Genomic DNA, 17,141 nt, shown 5'->3' with positions numbered 1-17,141 from the left:
AGGTAAGGAGTCCTTGACGGCCTTTGGAGGACCGGGAGCCGGGGCCCAGCCGGGAACGACGGAGGCCGCCCCGGGCGAACCCGGAGCGGCCTCCATTGTGGTCAGTCAGACCAGGCCAAGCCTCACTCGAACGCCTTCGCGATCAGCGCCTTCTGCTCGACCTCGTGCACCTTCGACGAGCCGGCCGACGGCGCGGCCATCGGGCGTCGCGAGACGACCTGCAGGCCCGACAGCGCCTCCGGGAACTTCCGCGGCAGGTTCAGGCCGAAGAACGGCCACGCGCCCTGGTTCTCCGGCTCCTCCTGGACCCACGCGACCTGTGTCGAGTTGGTGTAACGCGCCAGCGCCGCGAGCAGCTTCCGCTTCGGCAGCGGGTAGTACTGCTCGATCCGGACGATCGCGACGTCGTCCGCCTCGCGCTTGGTGCGCTCGGCGACCAGCTCCCAGTACAGCTTGCCCGAGGTCAGCAGCACCTTGCGGACCTTGGCCGGGTCCGGCGTGGTGTCGTCGATGACGGACATGAAGCGGCTCTGGCCGGTGAAGTCCTCCACCGCCGAGGTCGCGGCCTTGTTGCGCAGCATGGACTTCGGCGTGAAGACGACCAGCGGGCGCTGGATGCCGTCGAGCGCGTGCCGGCGCAGCAGGTGGAAGTAGTTCGCCGGGGTGGACGGCACCGAAACCGTCATCGAGCCCTCCGCGCACAGCGAGAGGAACCGCTCGATACGGCCGGAGGTGTGGTCCGGGCCCTGGCCCTCGTGGCCGTGCGGCAGCAGCAGCACGACGTCCGAGCGCTGGCCCCACTTGGCCTCGCTGGAGGAGATGTACTCGTCGATCACGGTCTGCGCGCCGTTGACGAAGTCACCGAACTGCGCTTCCCACATGACCAGCGCCTCGGAGTTCGCCACCGAGTAGCCGTACTCGAAGCCGACGGCCGCGTACTCCGACAGCGCCGAGTCGTAGATCATCACGCGGCCCTGGTCCTCGGCCAGATGCTGCAGCGGCGAGTACTCCTGGCCGGTCTTGCGGTCGATGTACACCGAGTGCCGCTGGGTGAACGTGCCGCGTCGCGAGTCCTGGCCGGACAGCCGCACCAGGCGGCCCTCCAGCGCCAGCGAGCCGAACGCGAGCAGCTCGCCGAAGGCCCAGTCGGCGTCGCCCTCGCGCGACATCTTGTGGCGCCGCTCCATCACCGGCTTGACGCGCGGGTGCGGGGTGAAGCCCTCGGGGGTGTAGAGGAACGCGTCGCCGATCTTCTCCACGACCTCGGTGGAGACGGCGGTGGTGACCTTGGCCGGGATCTGCTGCTCGCCCTCGACGGACGGGCTGGCCTTCGCCGGGCGCTTCTCCAGCTCGCGCACCTCGTTGAAGACGTGCTCCAGCTGGCTGGAGAAGTCGCGCAGCGCGGCCTCGGCCTCGTCGACGGAGATGTCGCCGCGCCCGATCAGCGACTCGGTGTAGGTCTTCCGCACCGAGCGCTTCGTGTCGATGATGTCGTACATCGCCGGCTGCGTCATCGAAGGGTCGTCGCCCTCGTTGTGGCCGCGGCGGCGGTAGCAGATCAGGTCGATCACGACGTCCTTGTGGAACGCCTGACGGTACTCCACGGCCAGCTTGGCCACCCAGTGCGCGGCCTCGGGGTCGTCGCCGTTCACGTGGAAGATCGGCGAGCCGATCATCTTCGCGACGTCGGTGGCGTACTGCGACGAGCGGGAGTGCTCGGGCGCGGTGGTGAAGCCGACCTGGTTGTTGACGATCACGTGCACGGTGCCGCCGGTGCGGTAACCGCGCAGCAGCGCCAGGTTCAGCGTCTCCGCGACAACGCCCTGGCCCGCGAAGGCGGCGTCGCCGTGCATCAGCACCGGCAGCACGGTGTAGCCCTCGCCGCCCTTGTCGAGCAGGTCCTGCTTCGCGCGGACGATGCCCTCGAGCACCGGGTCGACGGTCTCCAGGTGCGACGGGTTCGCGGTCAGCGACACCTTCGTCTCACCGTCGCCGAACATGCGGAAGTACTTGCCCTCGGCGCCGAGGTGGTACTTCACGTCGCCGGAGCCGTGCGCCTGGCCCGGGTCGAGGTTGCCCTCGAACTCCTGGAAGATCTGCGAGATCGGCTTGCCGACGATGTTCGCCAGCACGTTCAGCCGGCCGCGGTGCGGCATGCCGATGACGACCTCGTCCAGCTCGTGCTCGGCGGCCTTGTCCAGCAGGGTGTCGAGCAGCGGGATCGCCGTCTCGCCGCCTTCGAGCGAGAACCGCTTCTGGCCGACGTACTTGGTCTGCAGGAAGGTCTCGAACGCCTCGGCGGCGTTGAGCTTCGAGAGCACGTACTTCTGCACGGCGGGGTCCGGCTTCTCGTGCGGGACCTCGACCCGCTCCTGGATCCAGCGCCGCTCCTCGGGGTCGAGGATGTGCGTGTACTCGATGCCGACGGTGCGGCAGTAGGAGTTGCGCAGCACGCCCAGCACGTCACGCAGCTTCATCCGCTCCTGGCCGGAGAAGCCGCCGACCGGGAACTCGCGCTCGAGGTCCCACAGCGTCAGGCCGTGGCTCAGCACGTCGAGGTCGGCGTGGCTGCGCTGGCGGTAGTTCAGCGGGTCGGTGTCGGCCATCAGGTGGCCGCGCATGCGGAAGGCGTCGATCAGCTCGATCACGCGCGCGGTCTTGTCGACCGGGCCGTCCGGGATGTCGGCGACCCAGCGGATCGGCTCGTACGGCAGGCGCAGCGAGGTGAAGACGTCGTCGTAGAAGCCGTCCTCGCCCAGCAGCAGCTGGTGGATGCGCTTGAGGAACTCGCCCGACTCCGCGCCCTGGATGATGCGGTGGTCGTAGGTCGAGGTCAGCGTCATGATCTTGCTGATGCCGAGGTCGACCAGGGTCTTCTCGCTGGTGCCCTCGAACGCCGCCGGGTACTGCATGGCGCCGACGCCGATGATCGCGCCCTGGCCCGCCTGCAGGCGCGGCACCGAGTGGTTGGTGCCGATGCCGCCGGGGTTGGTCAGCGAGATGGTGGTGCCGGCGAAGTCGTCGGCGGTCAGCTTGTTGTTGCGGGCCTTCTTGACGATGTCCTCGTACGCCTGCCAGAACTGCAGGAACGTCATGTTCTCGGTGCCCTTCACCGAGGCCACGACGAGCGTGCGGGAGTTGTCCTTGCCCTTCATGTCGATGGCGAGCCCGAAGTTCACGTGCTCCGGCGTGATCGAGAACGGCTTGCCGTCGATCACCTGGTAGTGCCGGTTCATGTTCGGGTAGTCCTTCAGCGCCCGCACCATGGCGTAGCCGATGAGGTGCGTGAAGGAGATCTTGCCGCCACGCGTGCGCTTGAGGTGGTTGTTGATGACGATGCGGTTGTCCGCCATCAGCTTCGCCGGCACGGCGCGCACGCTGGTCGCGGTGGGCACGGACAGGGAAGCGTCCATGTTCTTCGCGATCGCGGCCGCGGCACCGCGCAACTGCTTCGACTCCGGCTCTTCTTTCGCGTCCTTCGCGACCGGAGTGGCTTCCTTCGCGGCGGGCCTGGGGGCCGGCTTCGCGGGGGCGCTGGGCGCCGCGCTCTTCGCCGGCGCTGGCGCGGCCTTCGCCGGGGTGGCGGTCTGCTGCGCGGCCGAAGCCGCGTTCTGGACCGCCTTGGCCGAAGGCGCGCTGACGTGGCCGTTCCCGCTGCTCGGGGTCTGCGTCTCGGCGGTCTGCCGGGCGGTGTCAGCCTTCGCCTGGGCCGTCTGCGTCGGCTTGAAATCCGCGAAGAAGTCGTGCCATGCGGCATCGACTGAGGATGGGTCCGCGAGGAACTGGTCGTACATTTCCTCGACCAGCCACTCATTGGGGCCGAACTGTGACGCAGGGCTGCTGCTGGACACGGCTTGGGCTCGCCTCTATCCGTCTCGATCTTGTCTGTGCTAATGCGCCTACCAGGCTAACCCCCTCCGTGACGGCCGTGTGATGGAACTGCCCTGTGTGAGGCGTGGCGCACTAAGGGATCGATCACTGACTCGATCAAGATCGCCGTCGGACGGGTGTTTCTGGTACTGGTCCGAGAGGTGGACGGCACGGTCTTTTCGGGCATCGTTGATGCCCGCTTTGCCCCGCTGCCCACGGCCGTTCACCGCCCTGCGCTGCACTGACCTGGCCGGACGCGGCCCTTGGGCGCCGCGGCAGCCAGACGAGGTGGTGGACGCGATGTGGCTGGTGGAGTGTCCGTCGTTCTGGGACCAGGGCCTCATCCGCCCGCTGGTCGTGGAGGGCGGCAAGGTCGTCCTGATGTGCGATTCGTGCGCCGCCGTGTGGCACACCCCGGCGGACATCGAGGAGTTCGAGCACGTCGAACCGTGCGAGCCGGACTGGTCCATCGGCGCGGGCGCGCATGTCCGGCCGGGGACGTTCCGCTGGGCGGAGCCCGCGGACGTCTCGTCGGCGGGCTGGGGCTCGCTGACTTGGCGAGAACTGCCCTGAAGACCCTGGCTGTCCTGGCGGCGCTGCCCTGACCGCGCTGCCCTGACAGCTCTGTCCCCGGCGGCCCTGCCTTGACAGCTCTGCCCCGACTGCCCTGTCCCGACGGTGCTGACGGTTGATGCGCCGACGGCCGGTGCCCTGACGGCCCTGCCGGATGGTGCCCTGCCTGGTTGGTGGCTGGCGGCCCTGCCGGTTGGTGCTGTGCCGGTCGGCGTCTGACCGACCCCGGCGGCCCTTCCCCGGCGGCCCTGCTCGCTGATGCCCTGCCCGCTGATGCGCTGGCGGCTGGTGCCCTGCCAGCCCCTGGCGGATTGGTGCCCTGGCGGTTGGCGCGCCGACGGGCCGTCGATGGCCCTGGCGGAATTGCCCGGGCAGTCCCCGGCGGCTGGTGTGCCGGCTACCGCGCGTCGATGGCCTCGGCCAGTGCGGCGGGCAGCGGGTACGGCGGTTCGTCCGGTAGGAGGGCCAGTGCCTCGGGCAGCCGGTCGGCGGCGAGGTGGCTCCGGATGTCGAGCATGACCGGCGTGACGTCGGTGATCGCGGTGATCCATTCGTCCACGTAGAGCCCGACGGCCTCGCCGCTCAGCCCGATCTGGATCGAGCGGTACTGCAGCGGGCGGTGGTGGACGTCGCGCTCCGGGTCCCACTGGATCCGGACCGGGCTGGCCCGGACCGCTGCCTGCCAGGCTTCGTGGTCGGCGTGGACGTCGGCGTCGAAGTGGCTCAGCGCGGAGTGCGCGAGCGCCCACTCGAAGCCCTCGCGGGTGATGTCCAGCGCCAGCACGCACTCCTGGCCGGGTTTGGCCGCCCAGCCGCAGCGGTAGCCCATCCACCGGAACGACGGCTTGATCCACGTCATCCGCTCCCGCTTGAACGGCGGCACGAACGTCCCCGCCGCCAACGCCGGGCCGGCGATCTCCGGCGCGTACGCCTGGTAGACCCGCACAGTCCGGTCATCGTGACGGGCGCGGATCTGGTGGGCGGGCGCCCGGTTTTCCTCGAACATGCCGGCGATCCTCGCAGCGCCGGACGAGCACGGCGAGCGGTTTTGCCCGCGGCGGCCCGCGACGGCGGTCTGCTCGCGTTAGCGGCCTTCCCTGGCGATGGCGGTCTGCCTGGCGACGGCAGTCTGCCCCGTGGCGGTGGCTCGCTGGCGGCGGCGCTCTGCCTCGCGGTGGCCCGCTTGGCGATGGTGGCTTGCCCTGCGGCGGCGGTGGCCTGCCCGCGGCAGCGGCCCCGGAGCCGAGTCCCTGAAGGCCACCATGAGGGCATATCCGACCCTCATGGTGGCCTTCAGGGGCGGCGACTGACCACAGCCGCCGCGGGCGAGGCGCCGGGTGACCGGCCGCCGCGGATGAGGGGACAGCGGATGAGGGGACAGCGGATGAGGGGACAGCGGATGAGGGGACAGCGGATGTGCGGCCGGCGAGCGAGCGGCCAGCGGGTGCGGGTCAGCCCAGTGACCACAGCTTCGCGTAGTGGCCGTCGGCGGTCAGGAGGTGTTCGTGGGTGCCCTGTTCGATGATGCGGCCGTGGTCGAGGACCACGATGCGGTCGGCCTTGGCGGCGGTGGCCAGGCGGTGGGCGACGACGAAGGTGGTCCGGCGGCGGGAGAGGTGTTCGGTCGCGCGCAGGACTGCCGCTTCCGTCGACGGGTCGAGGGCGGCGGTCGCCTCGTCCAGGAGGAGGACGTCCGGGTCGACCAGTTCGGCGCGGGCCAGTGCGACCAGCTGGCGTTGGCCGGCCGACAGCGAACGTCCGCGTTCGCCCACCGGCTGCAGGAACCCGGCGGGCAGTGCGGCCACGCCGTCTAGCGCGCCGACCGACCGGACTGCGGCCTCGACCTCCGCGTCGGAGGCGTCGGGGCGGCCGTAGCGCACGTTGTCGGCGACCGTGCCGGTGAACAGGTGCGCCTCCTGCGGCACCACGCCCATCCGCGCGCGCAGGCCGGGCAGGTCGTACTCGCGGACGTCGGTGCCGTCGATCCGCACCACGCCGCCGGTCACGTCGTAGTACCGCGCCACCAGCTTCACCGCCGTGGACTTGCCCGCGCCGGTCGCGCCGACCAGCGCGACGGTCTCGCCCGGCGCCACGTCCAGCGACAGGTGCTCCAGCGCCGGCCGCTCGGCGCCGGCGTAGGAGAAGTCGACGTCCTTGAAGCTCACCTCGCCGGTCAGCCGGTCCGGCAGCCCGACCGGCCGTTCCGCCGCCGGCACCGACGTCGGCGTGCGCAGCAGGTCGCCGATCCGGCTCAGCCCGACCCGCGCCTGCTGGTAGCCGTCGAACACCGACGAAAGCTGCTGGATGGGGGAGAAGAACTGCTGCAGGTACAGCAGGAAACCCAGCAGCACACCGGCTTCCAGCGTCCCCGCCGCCACCCGGTGCGCGCCCGCGACCAGCACCGTGGTGGTCGCCAGGTCCGACATCAGCGACACCAGCGGGAAGTACGTGGCGATGTAGCGCTGCGCCCGCAGCCGCGAGCGGCGATAGGCGTCGCTGCGTGAGGCGAACACCTCGGCCGAACGCTCCTCGCGCGTGTACGCCTGGGCGACGCGCAGGCCGCTCACGTTCTCCTGCAGGTCCGCGTTGACCACGCTGACCTTCTCGCGCGCCTCGCTGTACGCCCGCGACGCGAGCCGCCGGAACACCATGGTCGCGACGAGCAGCACCGGCAGCATCGCCAGCGCGTACAGCGCCAGCGACACGTCCGTGACCAGCAGCGCGACGGTGATGCCCACCAGCGTCAGCGCGCTCACCACGGCGGTGGCGAGCCCGGTCTGCAGGAAGGTGGACAGCGCGTCGACGTCCGTGGTCATCCGCGTCATGATCTTCCCGGACAGCTCGTGCTCGTAGTAGTCGAGCCCGAGCCGCTGCAGGTGGGCGTAGCTGCGGACGCGCAGCGAGTACAGCACGGTCTCGCCGACGCGCGCGGTGAGCCGCGTCTGCCCGCGCACCACGATCCAGTCGGCCGCGACCACCAGCACGCCGATCGCCGACATCAGCCACACCACGCTCTCGACGCCCGGCAGCACCCCGTGGTCGACACCCCGCTGGTACAGCGCGGGCAGCGCCAGCGACGCCAGCGCGTCGGCCGCCACCAGCGCGATCACCGCGACCAGCGGCCAGCGCACCGGCCGCAGCAGCCGGCTGAGCCGGAACCCGGGGTCCGCCGCCGTGACGTCCACTTCGGACAGTCGTGGCCGGTCCGTGGCGGGCGGCAGCTTGCGGACGCCCTCCAGCAGCTCCGGCGTCGGCGGCACGTCCGGGCCGTCGCCGGCGAATCCGGAGCCGCCGCCCAGCTGCCCGCCGCGCTGCTGCGCCGCTTCGGCGAGCGCGGCGACCTCGTCCTGGTTCTCGTCACGCGGCCACAATGCGGGCGTGACGCCGGTTTCGTCGCGGTCCAGGTTTCGGTGACGGAGCGGCTGCTCGGCGTTGTCGTCCGGCCCGGACACCAGCTCGCGGAACAGCGGGCAGCGCGCCTGCAGCTCCGCCTCCGTGCCGACGTCGACGACCCGGCCCTGGTCGAGCACCGCGATCCGGTCGGCCAGCTGAAGCGTGGAACGGCGGTGCGCGACCAGCAGCGTGGTGCGCGTGGCCGTGACCGAGCGCAGCGTGTCATGGATGGCGGCCTCGGTGACGGTGTCGATCGCCGATGTCGCGTCGTCCAGGATCAGCACCCGCGGGTCGGTCATCAGCGCCCGCGCCAGGCCGAGGCGCTGGCGCTGGCCGCCGGACAGAGTGAGGCCGCGCTCGCCGACTTCCGTGTCGTAGCCGTCCGGCAGCGCGCGGATGAACTCGTCGGCCTCCGCCGCGCGCGCCGCGGCGAAGACTTCTTCGTCGCTCGCGTCCGGGCGGCCGTAGGCGATGTTGTCGCGCACCGACGTGGAGAACAGGAACGCTTCCTCGAACACCACGCCGATCGACTGCCGCAGCTCCTTCAAAGCCACGTCGCGCACGTCGGTGCCGCCCAGGCGGACCGAGCCGGAATGCGCGTCGTAGAACCGTGGCAGCAGCAGCGAAATGGTGGACTTGCCGGACCCCGCCGTGCCCACCAGCGCCAGCGTCTCGCCCGGCCGCGCGGTGAGCGACAGGCCGTCGAGGACCGGGTCGGTGCGGGTGTAGCCGAAGCGGACGTCTTCCAGCTCGATACCGAGCGCGCCCTCGGGCAGCGGCCGCGGGTCCGGGCGCTCCGTGACGTCCGGCTGCGCGTCGATCAGCTCGTACACCCGCTCGGCGCCCGCGCGGGTCAGCTGCGCCTGCACCACGAGCCCGGACAGCATCCGCGCCGGCCCGATCAGCGCGGCGAGGTAGGTGGCGAAGGCGAGGAACGTGCCGAGGCTGATCTCGCCCTTCAGCGCGAGGATGCCGCCGACCGCGAGCACCGCGACCTGCCCGGCCGCGGGCAGGGCCGAAGTGGTGGCCGTGGGCAGCGCGGACAGCCGGGCCGCGCGCAGCCGCTCGGCGAACAGCTTGCGCGCCGTGCGCTCGAGCCGCGAGACCTCACGCGCCTCCTGGCCGAAGCCCTTCACCACGCGCACGCCGGTGACGGTCTCCTCCACCCGCTGCGCCACGTCGGCCGCGCGCTGCTGCGCCGACCAGGTGGCCGGGAAGAGCCGTTTTCGGCTCAGTGCCACCACAATCCCGACGGCGGGCGCGACGACCAGCGCGATCAGCGTGAGCATCGGCGACATCCACAGCATCGCGCCGAGCGCGAGCACCGCGAAGATCACCGACCCCGCCGACAGCGGCACCTGCATCAGCAGCCCGGTGACCAGCTGCAGATCGGAGATCGCGCGCGAGACCACCTGGCCGGTGCGCAGTGCGTCCTGCTTGCCGCCGTCGAGCCGGGAGAGCGCCTTGAACACGCGGTTGCGCAGGTCGTGCTGCACGTCGAGGGCCAGCCGGCCGCCGACGTAACGGCGGAGGAACGCCGAGCCGAACGCGACCACCTGCAGCGCCACCAGCGCCACCGCGATGCCGGCGATCTGCGCGGTCTGGCCGGCCACCGCGTCGTCCACCGCCGACCGCACGAGCAACGGGCTCGCCGCCTGAACGCCGACGCTGAGGACCGCCGCCGTCATGGCCAGCACGACGACGCCGCGGTGCTCCCAGCACGCGGCGGACAGCCGGCGCACCCAGCCTTCGGGACGGGGCGGGGTCTCAGCAGTTGGACGGTCTTGACGCGGAAGCGTCGGGGTGGTGGTCACGTAACAAACTTAGGGAGGGGGACCGACAATTTATTCCCGGCAGCCCCCGCCCACGGCCGCTCAGGTGATGTCGCGGCGCTGGTTCCCCGCCCGGCCGAACGCGAAGAACACCATGGTCCAGCCGAAGAAGACGAGCGCCGAGGCCCACCACGAAAACACCCCGGGCGCGCCCGCCGCGAGCTGCAGGCCGAGCTGCGACCAGCGGTCGACGCCGCCCGGCAGGTTCAGTGTGCTGATGCCGAACGCGTCGGCCGCGATGCCGCCGAGCACCGAGGTGAGGTTCCAGGTGGCGATCACCAGCACGTTCTCGATGATCAGGAACCACACGAGCAGCAGCACCACGGCGAGCGTGACGTTGCGCAGCACCGCGCCGAACCCGATCCCGGACAACGTGACCAGCTGCGCGATGTTCACGCCGTGCGCGATCGCCGGCAGGCCGACGGGGAACGCGTCCGGGTTCAGCCCGAGCGGCCGCGCGAGGTCGCGGGCGGTGTCCGAGCCGATGAAGCCGACGAAGCCGTCGGTGATCTTCCCCCAGACGTAGGTGAGGCCGAACGACACGGCCACCAGCGGGATCAGCAGCACCCACCAGGTGTTGAGCGAGAGCGTCTTGCGGAACTCCGCCTTGACCAGGTTCCCCACCCGCAGCCACCGCCCCGGTTCTGCGGCGGGTACTGCGGGTGGCCCGGCTGCGGCTGACCGCCGTACTGGGGCTGGGTGAGCTGGAAGAACAGCCGCTCCAGGTCGGCCGTCTCCTCCTGCATGCCGTAAACGGCGATACCGTTCTTGGCCGCGAGGTCGCCGATCTGCCGCACCGACGCGCCCGCCACCGCCACCCGGCCGTCCGGCGTCGGCGAACCTGCGTGAACCCTTTCTCCTGCAACGTCTTCACCAGCGCGCCCGGGTCCGCGGGCTGCACGAGCACCCGCGAATGCCGGCTCGCGCGCAGCTGTCTGCTCGACCTCGTTCAGCAGGTGGCTCGACACGAGCACGGTGCGCCGCTCACGGGCGTAGGCACGCAGGAAGTTGCGCAGCCACAGGATGCCTTCGGGGTCGAGGCCGTTGGTGGGCTCGTCGAGCACCAGCATCTGCGGGTCGCCGAGCAACGTGTCTGCCCGCTGGTCCGGCACGCCGATGGCCGCCGTGTACACCCGCAGATGGTCGCGCGCCGTGCGGCTCGGGTGGAAACCCTCGTTCTCCAGCACCGTCCCCACCGCCCGCGCCGGCGTGCCGAGCCGGTCGTGCGGACGGCCGTTGATCGTCGCCGAGCCCGTCGTCGGCGTGACCAGGCCGAGCAGCATCGCGGTGCAGAACCTCAGTTTCGTGGTCGAGCCGGGGTCGGTGACGGACCACGCTGCCGAACCGCTTGCCGAGGTTCTGCACCACACCCGTGTCCGCCATGCGGGCCGAACGAGCGAGCCGGACGGACGCGACCTTCGTCACGCCAGGCCCCGGACCCGGCTGGCGCGCGAAAGCCCCTGACGACGCCTTTAACGATTCCGAGTGGGCTCGCTCACCGGCCGCGAGCGCACCCGGCGGAGAAGTAAGGGCACTAGTTGGGACCCCCGGGGAGCGAACTCCGAAGTTATTACCTAAGCTTGTCCATGGCGGCCCGCTCCCAGTGACCCCCAGGCTGGTTGAGCGGGTCGCCCCTTCCTTGGCCTTCCCTGTTCGCGCTGGCGCGCTCCCTGGCGGGAAGGGGCGAGAGCGTCGCCCGGGGGCCGAGCCCCCGGACCCCCACGGTGCGATCGGTGACCATCCCAGCACAGGTGAGTTTGGGGTCTTGGGTTTCGTGGTGTGGTCGGTGACCATTTCGGCGTCCGGACGGCGGCTGGGTGCGGGGCGAAGCTGAAGGGGGCTTAAGGGGGGTTCAGCGGGGGTTCAGGTGGAGGCTTGAGGCTGCGGGGCATGCTCGTCTCTCCGCACCGGAAGTGGTGGCAGCCGCTCAGTTACGCCGAATACCGCGCGTCGTCTTGGTTTCCCGGGCTGGCTGGGGTGCGGGCGCTTGCGGCGCTCGCTGTTGTGTTCTTTCACTACGGGGCGCCGGTCACGGAGCGGCTGCAAGGCTGGATCGGCGTCCAGCTGTTCTTCGTGCTGTCCGGCTTCCTCATCACGACCCTGTCGCTGCGGGAAGAGGACCGCACCGGCCGGATCTCCTTGCGCAACTTCTACCTCCGCCGGGTCTTCCGGATCATGCCGGTGTACTTCTTGCTGCTTGCGCTGACGACGGTGGGGGTCGCGCTCGCCGGGGTTTACCACAGCAGCCGGCTCGCCGACGCGATGCCGTACTACCTCACCTTCCTCAACGAAATCGTCGACTACAACACGCCGTACCCGACGTCGTGGTCGCTGGGCGTGGAGGAGAAGTTCTACCTCGTCTGGCCCGCGCTGCTGGTGCTGACGTCGTTCGCGAAGAGCGCGAAGACCGTGCTGCGCCTGATGATCGGCGTCGGCGCGGTGCTCGGCGTGGTCCTGTTCACCCTGCAGCTGGCGCCCTCGGCGCACTGGGCGAGCCTCACCGCGCACTACTGCTCGCTGGTCGTCGGCTGCCTGCTGGGGCTGGCGCTGCACCACCCGCGGGGGTTCGCCGTGTTCCGGCCGCTGACCAGCCCGGCCGCGGCGATACTGGTGGCGCTCGGGTTCTGCGTGCTGCAGCTGTCGATCGAGCCGCTGCGCGACGTGCTGGGCGGCCAGTGGCAGTTCGTCATCCCGATCTACGCGGCCGGGTCGGCGCTGCTGCTCGTCGCGGTGGTTTCGGCCGGCCCGCTCCGGCGGCTGCTGGCGAGCCGTCCGCTCACCTTCATCGGGGACCGGTCATACGCGCTCTACCTCACCCAGACCGCGGCCGCGGGCGTGACCGGCCTGCTGCTGCCGTCTGGCCTCGCCAAGGCCGTCGCGACGTCGGCGATCGCGCTGCTTTTCGCGTGCCTGCTGCGCCGCTGGGTCGAGCTGCCCGCGATCGCGTTCGGCCGGAAGCTGGTGGCGAAACGCAAGCAGGCCCCTGCCGCTGAGCAGCAGGGACCCGCCCGGGTGAGCTGAATCCTCAGGCGAGGACGGTTTCCAGCGAAGCGTGGGGCAGGGAGTGCGCGAGCGCGACCGGCTCGTTCGTCAGCTGGCCGGCGTGGGTGTTGAGGCCCTTCGCGAGGCTCGCGTCGGCGGTCAGGGCCGCCTTCCAGCCGTGGTCCGCGAGCTGGACGGCGTACGGCAGGGTCACGTTGGTGAGGCCGTAGGTCGACGTCCGCGGCACCGCGCCCGGCATGTTCGCGACGCAGTAGAAGACCGACTCGTGCACCTGGTAGGTCGGCTCGTCGTGGGTGGTCGGGCGGGAGTCGGCGAAGCAGCCGCCCTGGTCGATGGCGATGTCGACGAGCACGCTGCCCGGCTTCATCCGGCTGACGAGGTCGTTCGACACCAGCTTCGGCGCCTTCGCGCCCGGCACCAGCACCGCGCCGATGACCAGGTCGGCCGCCAGCACGGACTCCTCGACGGACAGCCGGTTCGACGTGACCGTGCGGATCTGGCCGCCGAAGTCGTTGTCGATCTGGCGGAGGCGGTCGACGTTCGTGTCCAGGATCTCGACGTCCGAGCCGAGGCCCAGCGCCACGCGCGCGGCGTTCAGGCCGGCCACACCGCCGCCGATCACGACGACCCGCGCCGGGTGCACGCCCGGGATGCCGCCGGGCAGCACACCGCGGCCGCCGCTGGGCTTCATCAGCGAGAACGCGCCGACCTGCGGGGCCAGCCGGCCCGCGACCTCGGACATCGGGGCGAGCAGCGGCAGCGCGCCGCTCGGCGTCTGCACCGTCTCGTACGCGATCGCGGTGGTGCCGGCGGCCAGCAGCGCGTCGGTCAGCGGGCGGTCGGCGGCGATGTGCAGGTAGGTGAACAGCACCTGGTCCTTGCGCAGGCGCGGGTACTCCTCGGCGATCGGCTCCTTGACCTTCAGCACCAGTTTGCCCTCGGCCCAGGTGTCCTCGGCGGTGCCGAGGATCTTCGCGCCGGCCGTGACGTACTCCTCGTCGCTGATCGAGGAGCCCACGCCCGCGCCGGTCTCGACGAAGACGTCGTGGCCTCGCCCGACCAGCTCGTGCACCCCGGCCGGGGTCAGCGCGACCCGGTACTCGTGCCTCTTGATCTCACGGGGAACGGCGATACGCACGGCGGCCTCCTGGCGGCGGATTGGTTCGAGGTGCTGCCACTCACGGTGATGCACCCAGACGGCGGTGTCATCGTGCCGGTGCCACAGTCTTGACGCCGTTTCATGGTTCCCGGAGCACAAGCTCCCCGGGAGCGTTCACCGTACGCACAGGCGGTCCAAGGCCACCTGGCTCGCCTCGTCGGCGGCGCGGTAGATGACCAGCCGCTGGTCCTGGTCCTGCAGGGGCATGAGCACTTCGAAGTCGACGGTGAGCGTCCCGACGTCGGGACGCCGCAGCACCTTGCGACCGCGGCCGTTGAGCACGATGTCCCGCTCGGCCCACAAGCGCGCGAACAGCTCGTCTTGAGTGGTGAACTCCGTGATGAAGCCGGCCAGAACCTGATCTTCCGGATGCGCGGCCCACGCGGCGCGCAGGTGGGCGATCGCCTCCCGCACGACGAGTTCGCGGTCGGCGTAGAACCCCCGGACTTCCGGGTGCATCAGGCACAGCCACATCTGATTGCGCCGCGACGGCGGCAGAGTGCCGAAATCCATCAGCAGGCTCGCCATCTCAGGATTCCAGGCCAGGATGTCGTAGCGATGGTTCATCAGCATGGCCGGCAGCGGCGACAGGCCGGAGACCAGCCGGGCGAGCGGCTCCGGCGCGGTGGTGGCGGCCTTCTCGGTGGTGCGGGGGCGCTGCTGGGCCAGGTCGAAGAGGTAGGACCGTTCGTCGGGGGCCAGGCGCAGGGCCTTGGCCAGCGCCTCCACCACGTTCGCGGACGGCCGCAGCCCGCGGGCCTGTTCGAGCCGCACGATGTAGTCGATGCTGACCCCGGCCAGTTCGGCGACCTCTTCGCGGCGCAGCCCCGGGGTCCGCCGGGACTGACGGCGCGTGGGCAGGCCGAAATCGTCCGGGTCCAGGCGTTCGCGCCGGGTCCGCAGGAACACGGCCAGCTCCTGTGTCGTGTCCGCGGTGCTCGTCGTCATATCCCTTTCTACCGCCAGGGTAGGACTGGTATTCCCAGGAAGTCCTCTCCCTTATCCCCAGCTCGTGGCCGTCACAGACTGGTTTTCGACAACGGATCACAAGCACAGGAGGACACGATGTCGACCACCCTCGACACCTACCGGCTGCTCGGCCGCTCCGGGCTGCGGGTCTCCCCGCTGGCGCTGGGCGCGGCGACCTTCGGCACCGAGTGGGGCTGGGGCGCCGAGCAGGACGACGCCCGCAAGCTGTTCGACCGCTACCTCGAACGCGGCGGCAATTTCATCGACACCGCCAGCACCTACACCAATGGCAGCTCCGAGCGCCTGCTGGGCGAATTCGCCCGCGACAACCGCGAAAGCCTGGTTCTGGCAACGAAATACTCGACGCTGAGCCGGCCCGGCGACCCGAATTCCGGGGGCAGCCACCGCAAGACCCTGTTCAATTCGGTGGAAACCAGCCTGCGCCGGCTGGAAACGGACTACCTCGACCTGCTGTACCTGCACGTGTGGGACTTCACGACGTCGGTCGAAGAGGTCCTGCGCGGGATGGACGACCTGGTCCGTCAGGGCAAGGTCCTGTACGTGGCGATCTGCAACACCCCGGCGTGGCAGGTGTCGCGCATGCAGGCGATCGCCGACCTGCGTGGCTGGTCGCCGTTGGTGGCGCTGCAGCTCGAATACAACCTGATCGAGCGCACCGGGGAACGTGACCTGATCCCCATGGCCCGCGAGCTGGGGCTGGGCGTGATCCCCTACTCGCCGCTGGCCGGCGGGGTGCTCGCCGGCCGGTACACCCGCGACGACCTGGACCCGGCGAAGGTCGCCGCCGACGGCACCCGCAAGGGCTTCAACCTCGCCAACGGCGACGTCACCGAACGCAACCTCGCGATCGCGGACGTCCTGAAGGAGGTCGCCGCGGAGATGGGCCGCAGCCCCGGCCAGGTCGGGCTGGCCTGGGTGCTGCAGAACCCGGGCGTGACGGCGCCGATCATCGGCGCGCGCACCCCCGAGCAGCTGGAGGACAACCTGGGCGCGCTGGAGGTCGACTTCACCGCCGCCCAGCTGGCCCGCCTCGACGAGGCCGGCGCGATCGACCTCGGCAACCCGCACGCCCTGCTCGCCGGTGACCGGGGCCGCGCGTTCAACAGCGGCGACCTGAAGATCGAATCCCGCCGCTGACGCCCGCTTCCGTGCTGTCGCTCGGGATCAGTCTCGGGATTCTTCGGCGGCGGTGGCTCGCACGCCGGCGAGCACGATCGCGCTCACCTGCTGCGCGTCGGCCCGGGTGAACGTGCGGGAACCGCGGCTGACGAACAGCTGGACGGGCCCGGCGAGCATCGCGGCGAGGAAGGAGAGGTCGATCGCGGGCAGCTCGCCGCGCTCGACCGCGGTCCGCAGGCGGTCTCGCAGGGTCGCCTGCCGCTGGTCGAACACCTCGTCGACGACGGCCCGCAGCTCGGGGTTTTCCCGAGCCGCGGCCACCACGTTGAGCAGCGCCCGGCCTTCCGGGCTCGCGGTGGCGGCGGCGAGGGCTTCGAGGAAGCCGACGAGGTCGGCGTCGATGTCGCCGGAGTCGTGCAGGGGCGCGGCGTCGGCGCCGAAGGCGGCGAGCGCGTCGGCGACCAGCGTGGTGCGGTCGGGCCAGTTGCGGTAGACGCTGGTCTTGTTGACCTCGGCGAGCTCGGCGATCTGGTCGTAGCGCAGGCCGCCGATCCCGTCACGGGCGATCAGCTCGGCGGCGGCCTCGAGAATCCGGTGCCGCACCCGGGCGGTGCGCCCGCCCGGGCGGCGGACCGGTTCTGGCGTGGGTCCGTCGTCGGTCACGGACGGCAGCCTACTGCGGTTGCGCCGCGTGCCTCGATGGCTTCCCCGGCGGCGGGGCTCCGTCCCTTTGTCATCTCGGCTGCGCTACCTGGTCAGCGCGTCGGCCAGCTCCCGGGTCCGGCCCAGCATCCGCGCCATCGCGATCGAGTCGATGTAGTCCTCGTAGCTCACGATCCGGCCGTCCCGCACCCGGACCACGGCCAGCGCCCGGAACCGGTACGGCGCTTCGGTCGCGTGTGACCAGCCGTGGTGGCTGAACTCGGCCAGCACCACCTCCGGGTCGTCGGTCTGGCGCACCACCGCCTTCACCTCGGCCATGTCGAGCAGCCCCTTGCTCGACTCGCCGGCCTGGTAGTGCTCCCGGATCGCCTCGCGCCCGCGCAGCTCGGCGGGCCGGCCGGGCGGGGCGAAGGGGTACCGGACCACCCCGTCGGTCGCGAACAGACTGGAAAACTCGGGCCCGTCACCGGCGATCATCCGGCGGACCTCTTCGATCATTTCGCGGGGCGTACGGTGCATGATCACTCCTTCATGTGACG

At 70.9% G+C, this 17,141-nt stretch carries 11 protein-coding genes and 1 pseudogene; 3 read left to right on the top strand and 9 right to left on the bottom strand.

Annotated elements, in window-relative coordinates:
* Positions 1-122: 122 nt before the first annotated feature.
* Positions 123-3,851 (bottom strand): multifunctional oxoglutarate decarboxylase/oxoglutarate dehydrogenase thiamine pyrophosphate-binding subunit/dihydrolipoyllysine-residue succinyltransferase subunit, encoded by a 3,729-nt coding sequence (locus tag OG943_RS28905; RefSeq protein WP_328604076.1) that lies wholly within the window; start codon positions 3,849-3,851, stop codon positions 123-125.
* A 211-nt stretch (positions 3,852-4,062) separates the two neighbouring features.
* Here OG943_RS28905 and OG943_RS28900 point away from each other — a divergent pair, with 211 nt between their 5' ends.
* Positions 4,063-4,443: a hypothetical protein gene (locus OG943_RS28900; RefSeq protein ID WP_328604075.1), complete on the top strand. Its 381-nt coding sequence runs from the start codon at positions 4,063-4,065 to the stop codon at positions 4,441-4,443.
* A 397-nt stretch (positions 4,444-4,840) separates the two neighbouring features.
* Here OG943_RS28900 and OG943_RS28895 read toward each other — a convergent pair whose 3' ends face one another.
* The 4 genes and pseudogenes from OG943_RS28895 to OG943_RS28880 form a co-directional block, all read right to left on the bottom strand.
* Positions 4,841-5,449, bottom strand: coding sequence for a DUF4291 domain-containing protein (locus tag OG943_RS28895; protein ID WP_328604074.1), 609 nt, complete (start codon positions 5,447-5,449; stop codon positions 4,841-4,843).
* 445 nt (positions 5,450-5,894) lie between these two features.
* Complete coding sequence (locus OG943_RS28890) at positions 5,895-9,650, bottom strand: ABC transporter ATP-binding protein (RefSeq protein WP_442874574.1); 3,756 nt, start codon at positions 9,648-9,650, stop codon at positions 5,895-5,897.
* 60 nt (positions 9,651-9,710) lie between these two features.
* Positions 9,711-10,292, bottom strand: coding sequence for a hypothetical protein (locus OG943_RS28885; protein WP_328604073.1), 582 nt, complete (start codon positions 10,290-10,292; stop codon positions 9,711-9,713).
* A pseudogene (locus OG943_RS28880) lies at positions 10,226-11,051 on the bottom strand (hypothetical protein). The gene OG943_RS28885 and the pseudogene OG943_RS28880 overlap by 67 nt, the downstream one beginning before the upstream one ends.
* Before the next feature lie 507 nt (positions 11,052-11,558).
* Here OG943_RS28880 and OG943_RS28875 point away from each other — a divergent pair.
* Complete coding sequence (locus tag OG943_RS28875; RefSeq protein ID WP_328604072.1) at positions 11,559-12,689, top strand: acyltransferase family protein; 1,131 nt, start codon at positions 11,559-11,561, stop codon at positions 12,687-12,689.
* Positions 12,690-12,693: 4 nt separating this feature from the next.
* Here the strand turns inward: OG943_RS28875 and ald are convergent, their stop codons facing one another.
* Both ald and OG943_RS28865 read right to left on the bottom strand, forming a co-directional pair.
* Positions 12,694-13,809 (bottom strand): alanine dehydrogenase, encoded by a 1,116-nt coding sequence (gene ald, locus OG943_RS28870; RefSeq protein ID WP_328604071.1) that lies wholly within the window; start codon positions 13,807-13,809, stop codon positions 12,694-12,696.
* Positions 13,810-13,944: 135 nt separating this feature from the next.
* A complete protein-coding gene (locus OG943_RS28865; protein WP_328604070.1) occupies positions 13,945-14,778 on the bottom strand; it encodes a helix-turn-helix transcriptional regulator in 834 nt (277 codons plus the stop codon).
* 117 nt (positions 14,779-14,895) lie between these two features.
* Between OG943_RS28865 and OG943_RS28860 the strand changes: the two genes are divergently transcribed.
* Positions 14,896-15,957: an aldo/keto reductase gene (locus OG943_RS28860; RefSeq protein WP_328604069.1), complete on the top strand. Its 1,062-nt coding sequence runs from the start codon at positions 14,896-14,898 to the stop codon at positions 15,955-15,957.
* A gap of 27 nt (positions 15,958-15,984) precedes the next feature.
* On the opposite strand, the gene OG943_RS28855 is transcribed toward OG943_RS28860, so the two are convergent.
* Positions 15,985-16,602: a TetR/AcrR family transcriptional regulator gene (locus OG943_RS28855; RefSeq protein WP_328604068.1), complete on the bottom strand. Its 618-nt coding sequence runs from the start codon at positions 16,600-16,602 to the stop codon at positions 15,985-15,987.
* Between the two features lie 84 nt (positions 16,603-16,686).
* Complete coding sequence (locus OG943_RS28850; protein ID WP_328604067.1) at positions 16,687-17,121, bottom strand: nuclear transport factor 2 family protein; 435 nt, start codon at positions 17,119-17,121, stop codon at positions 16,687-16,689.
* Positions 17,122-17,141: the final 20 nt, after the last annotated feature.

The sequence above is a fragment of the Amycolatopsis sp. NBC_00345 genome (genome assembly GCF_036116635.1).
GTDB lineage: Bacteria > Actinomycetota > Actinomycetes > Mycobacteriales > Pseudonocardiaceae > Amycolatopsis.
This window is presented reverse-complemented; position numbering and strand designations above follow the sequence as displayed.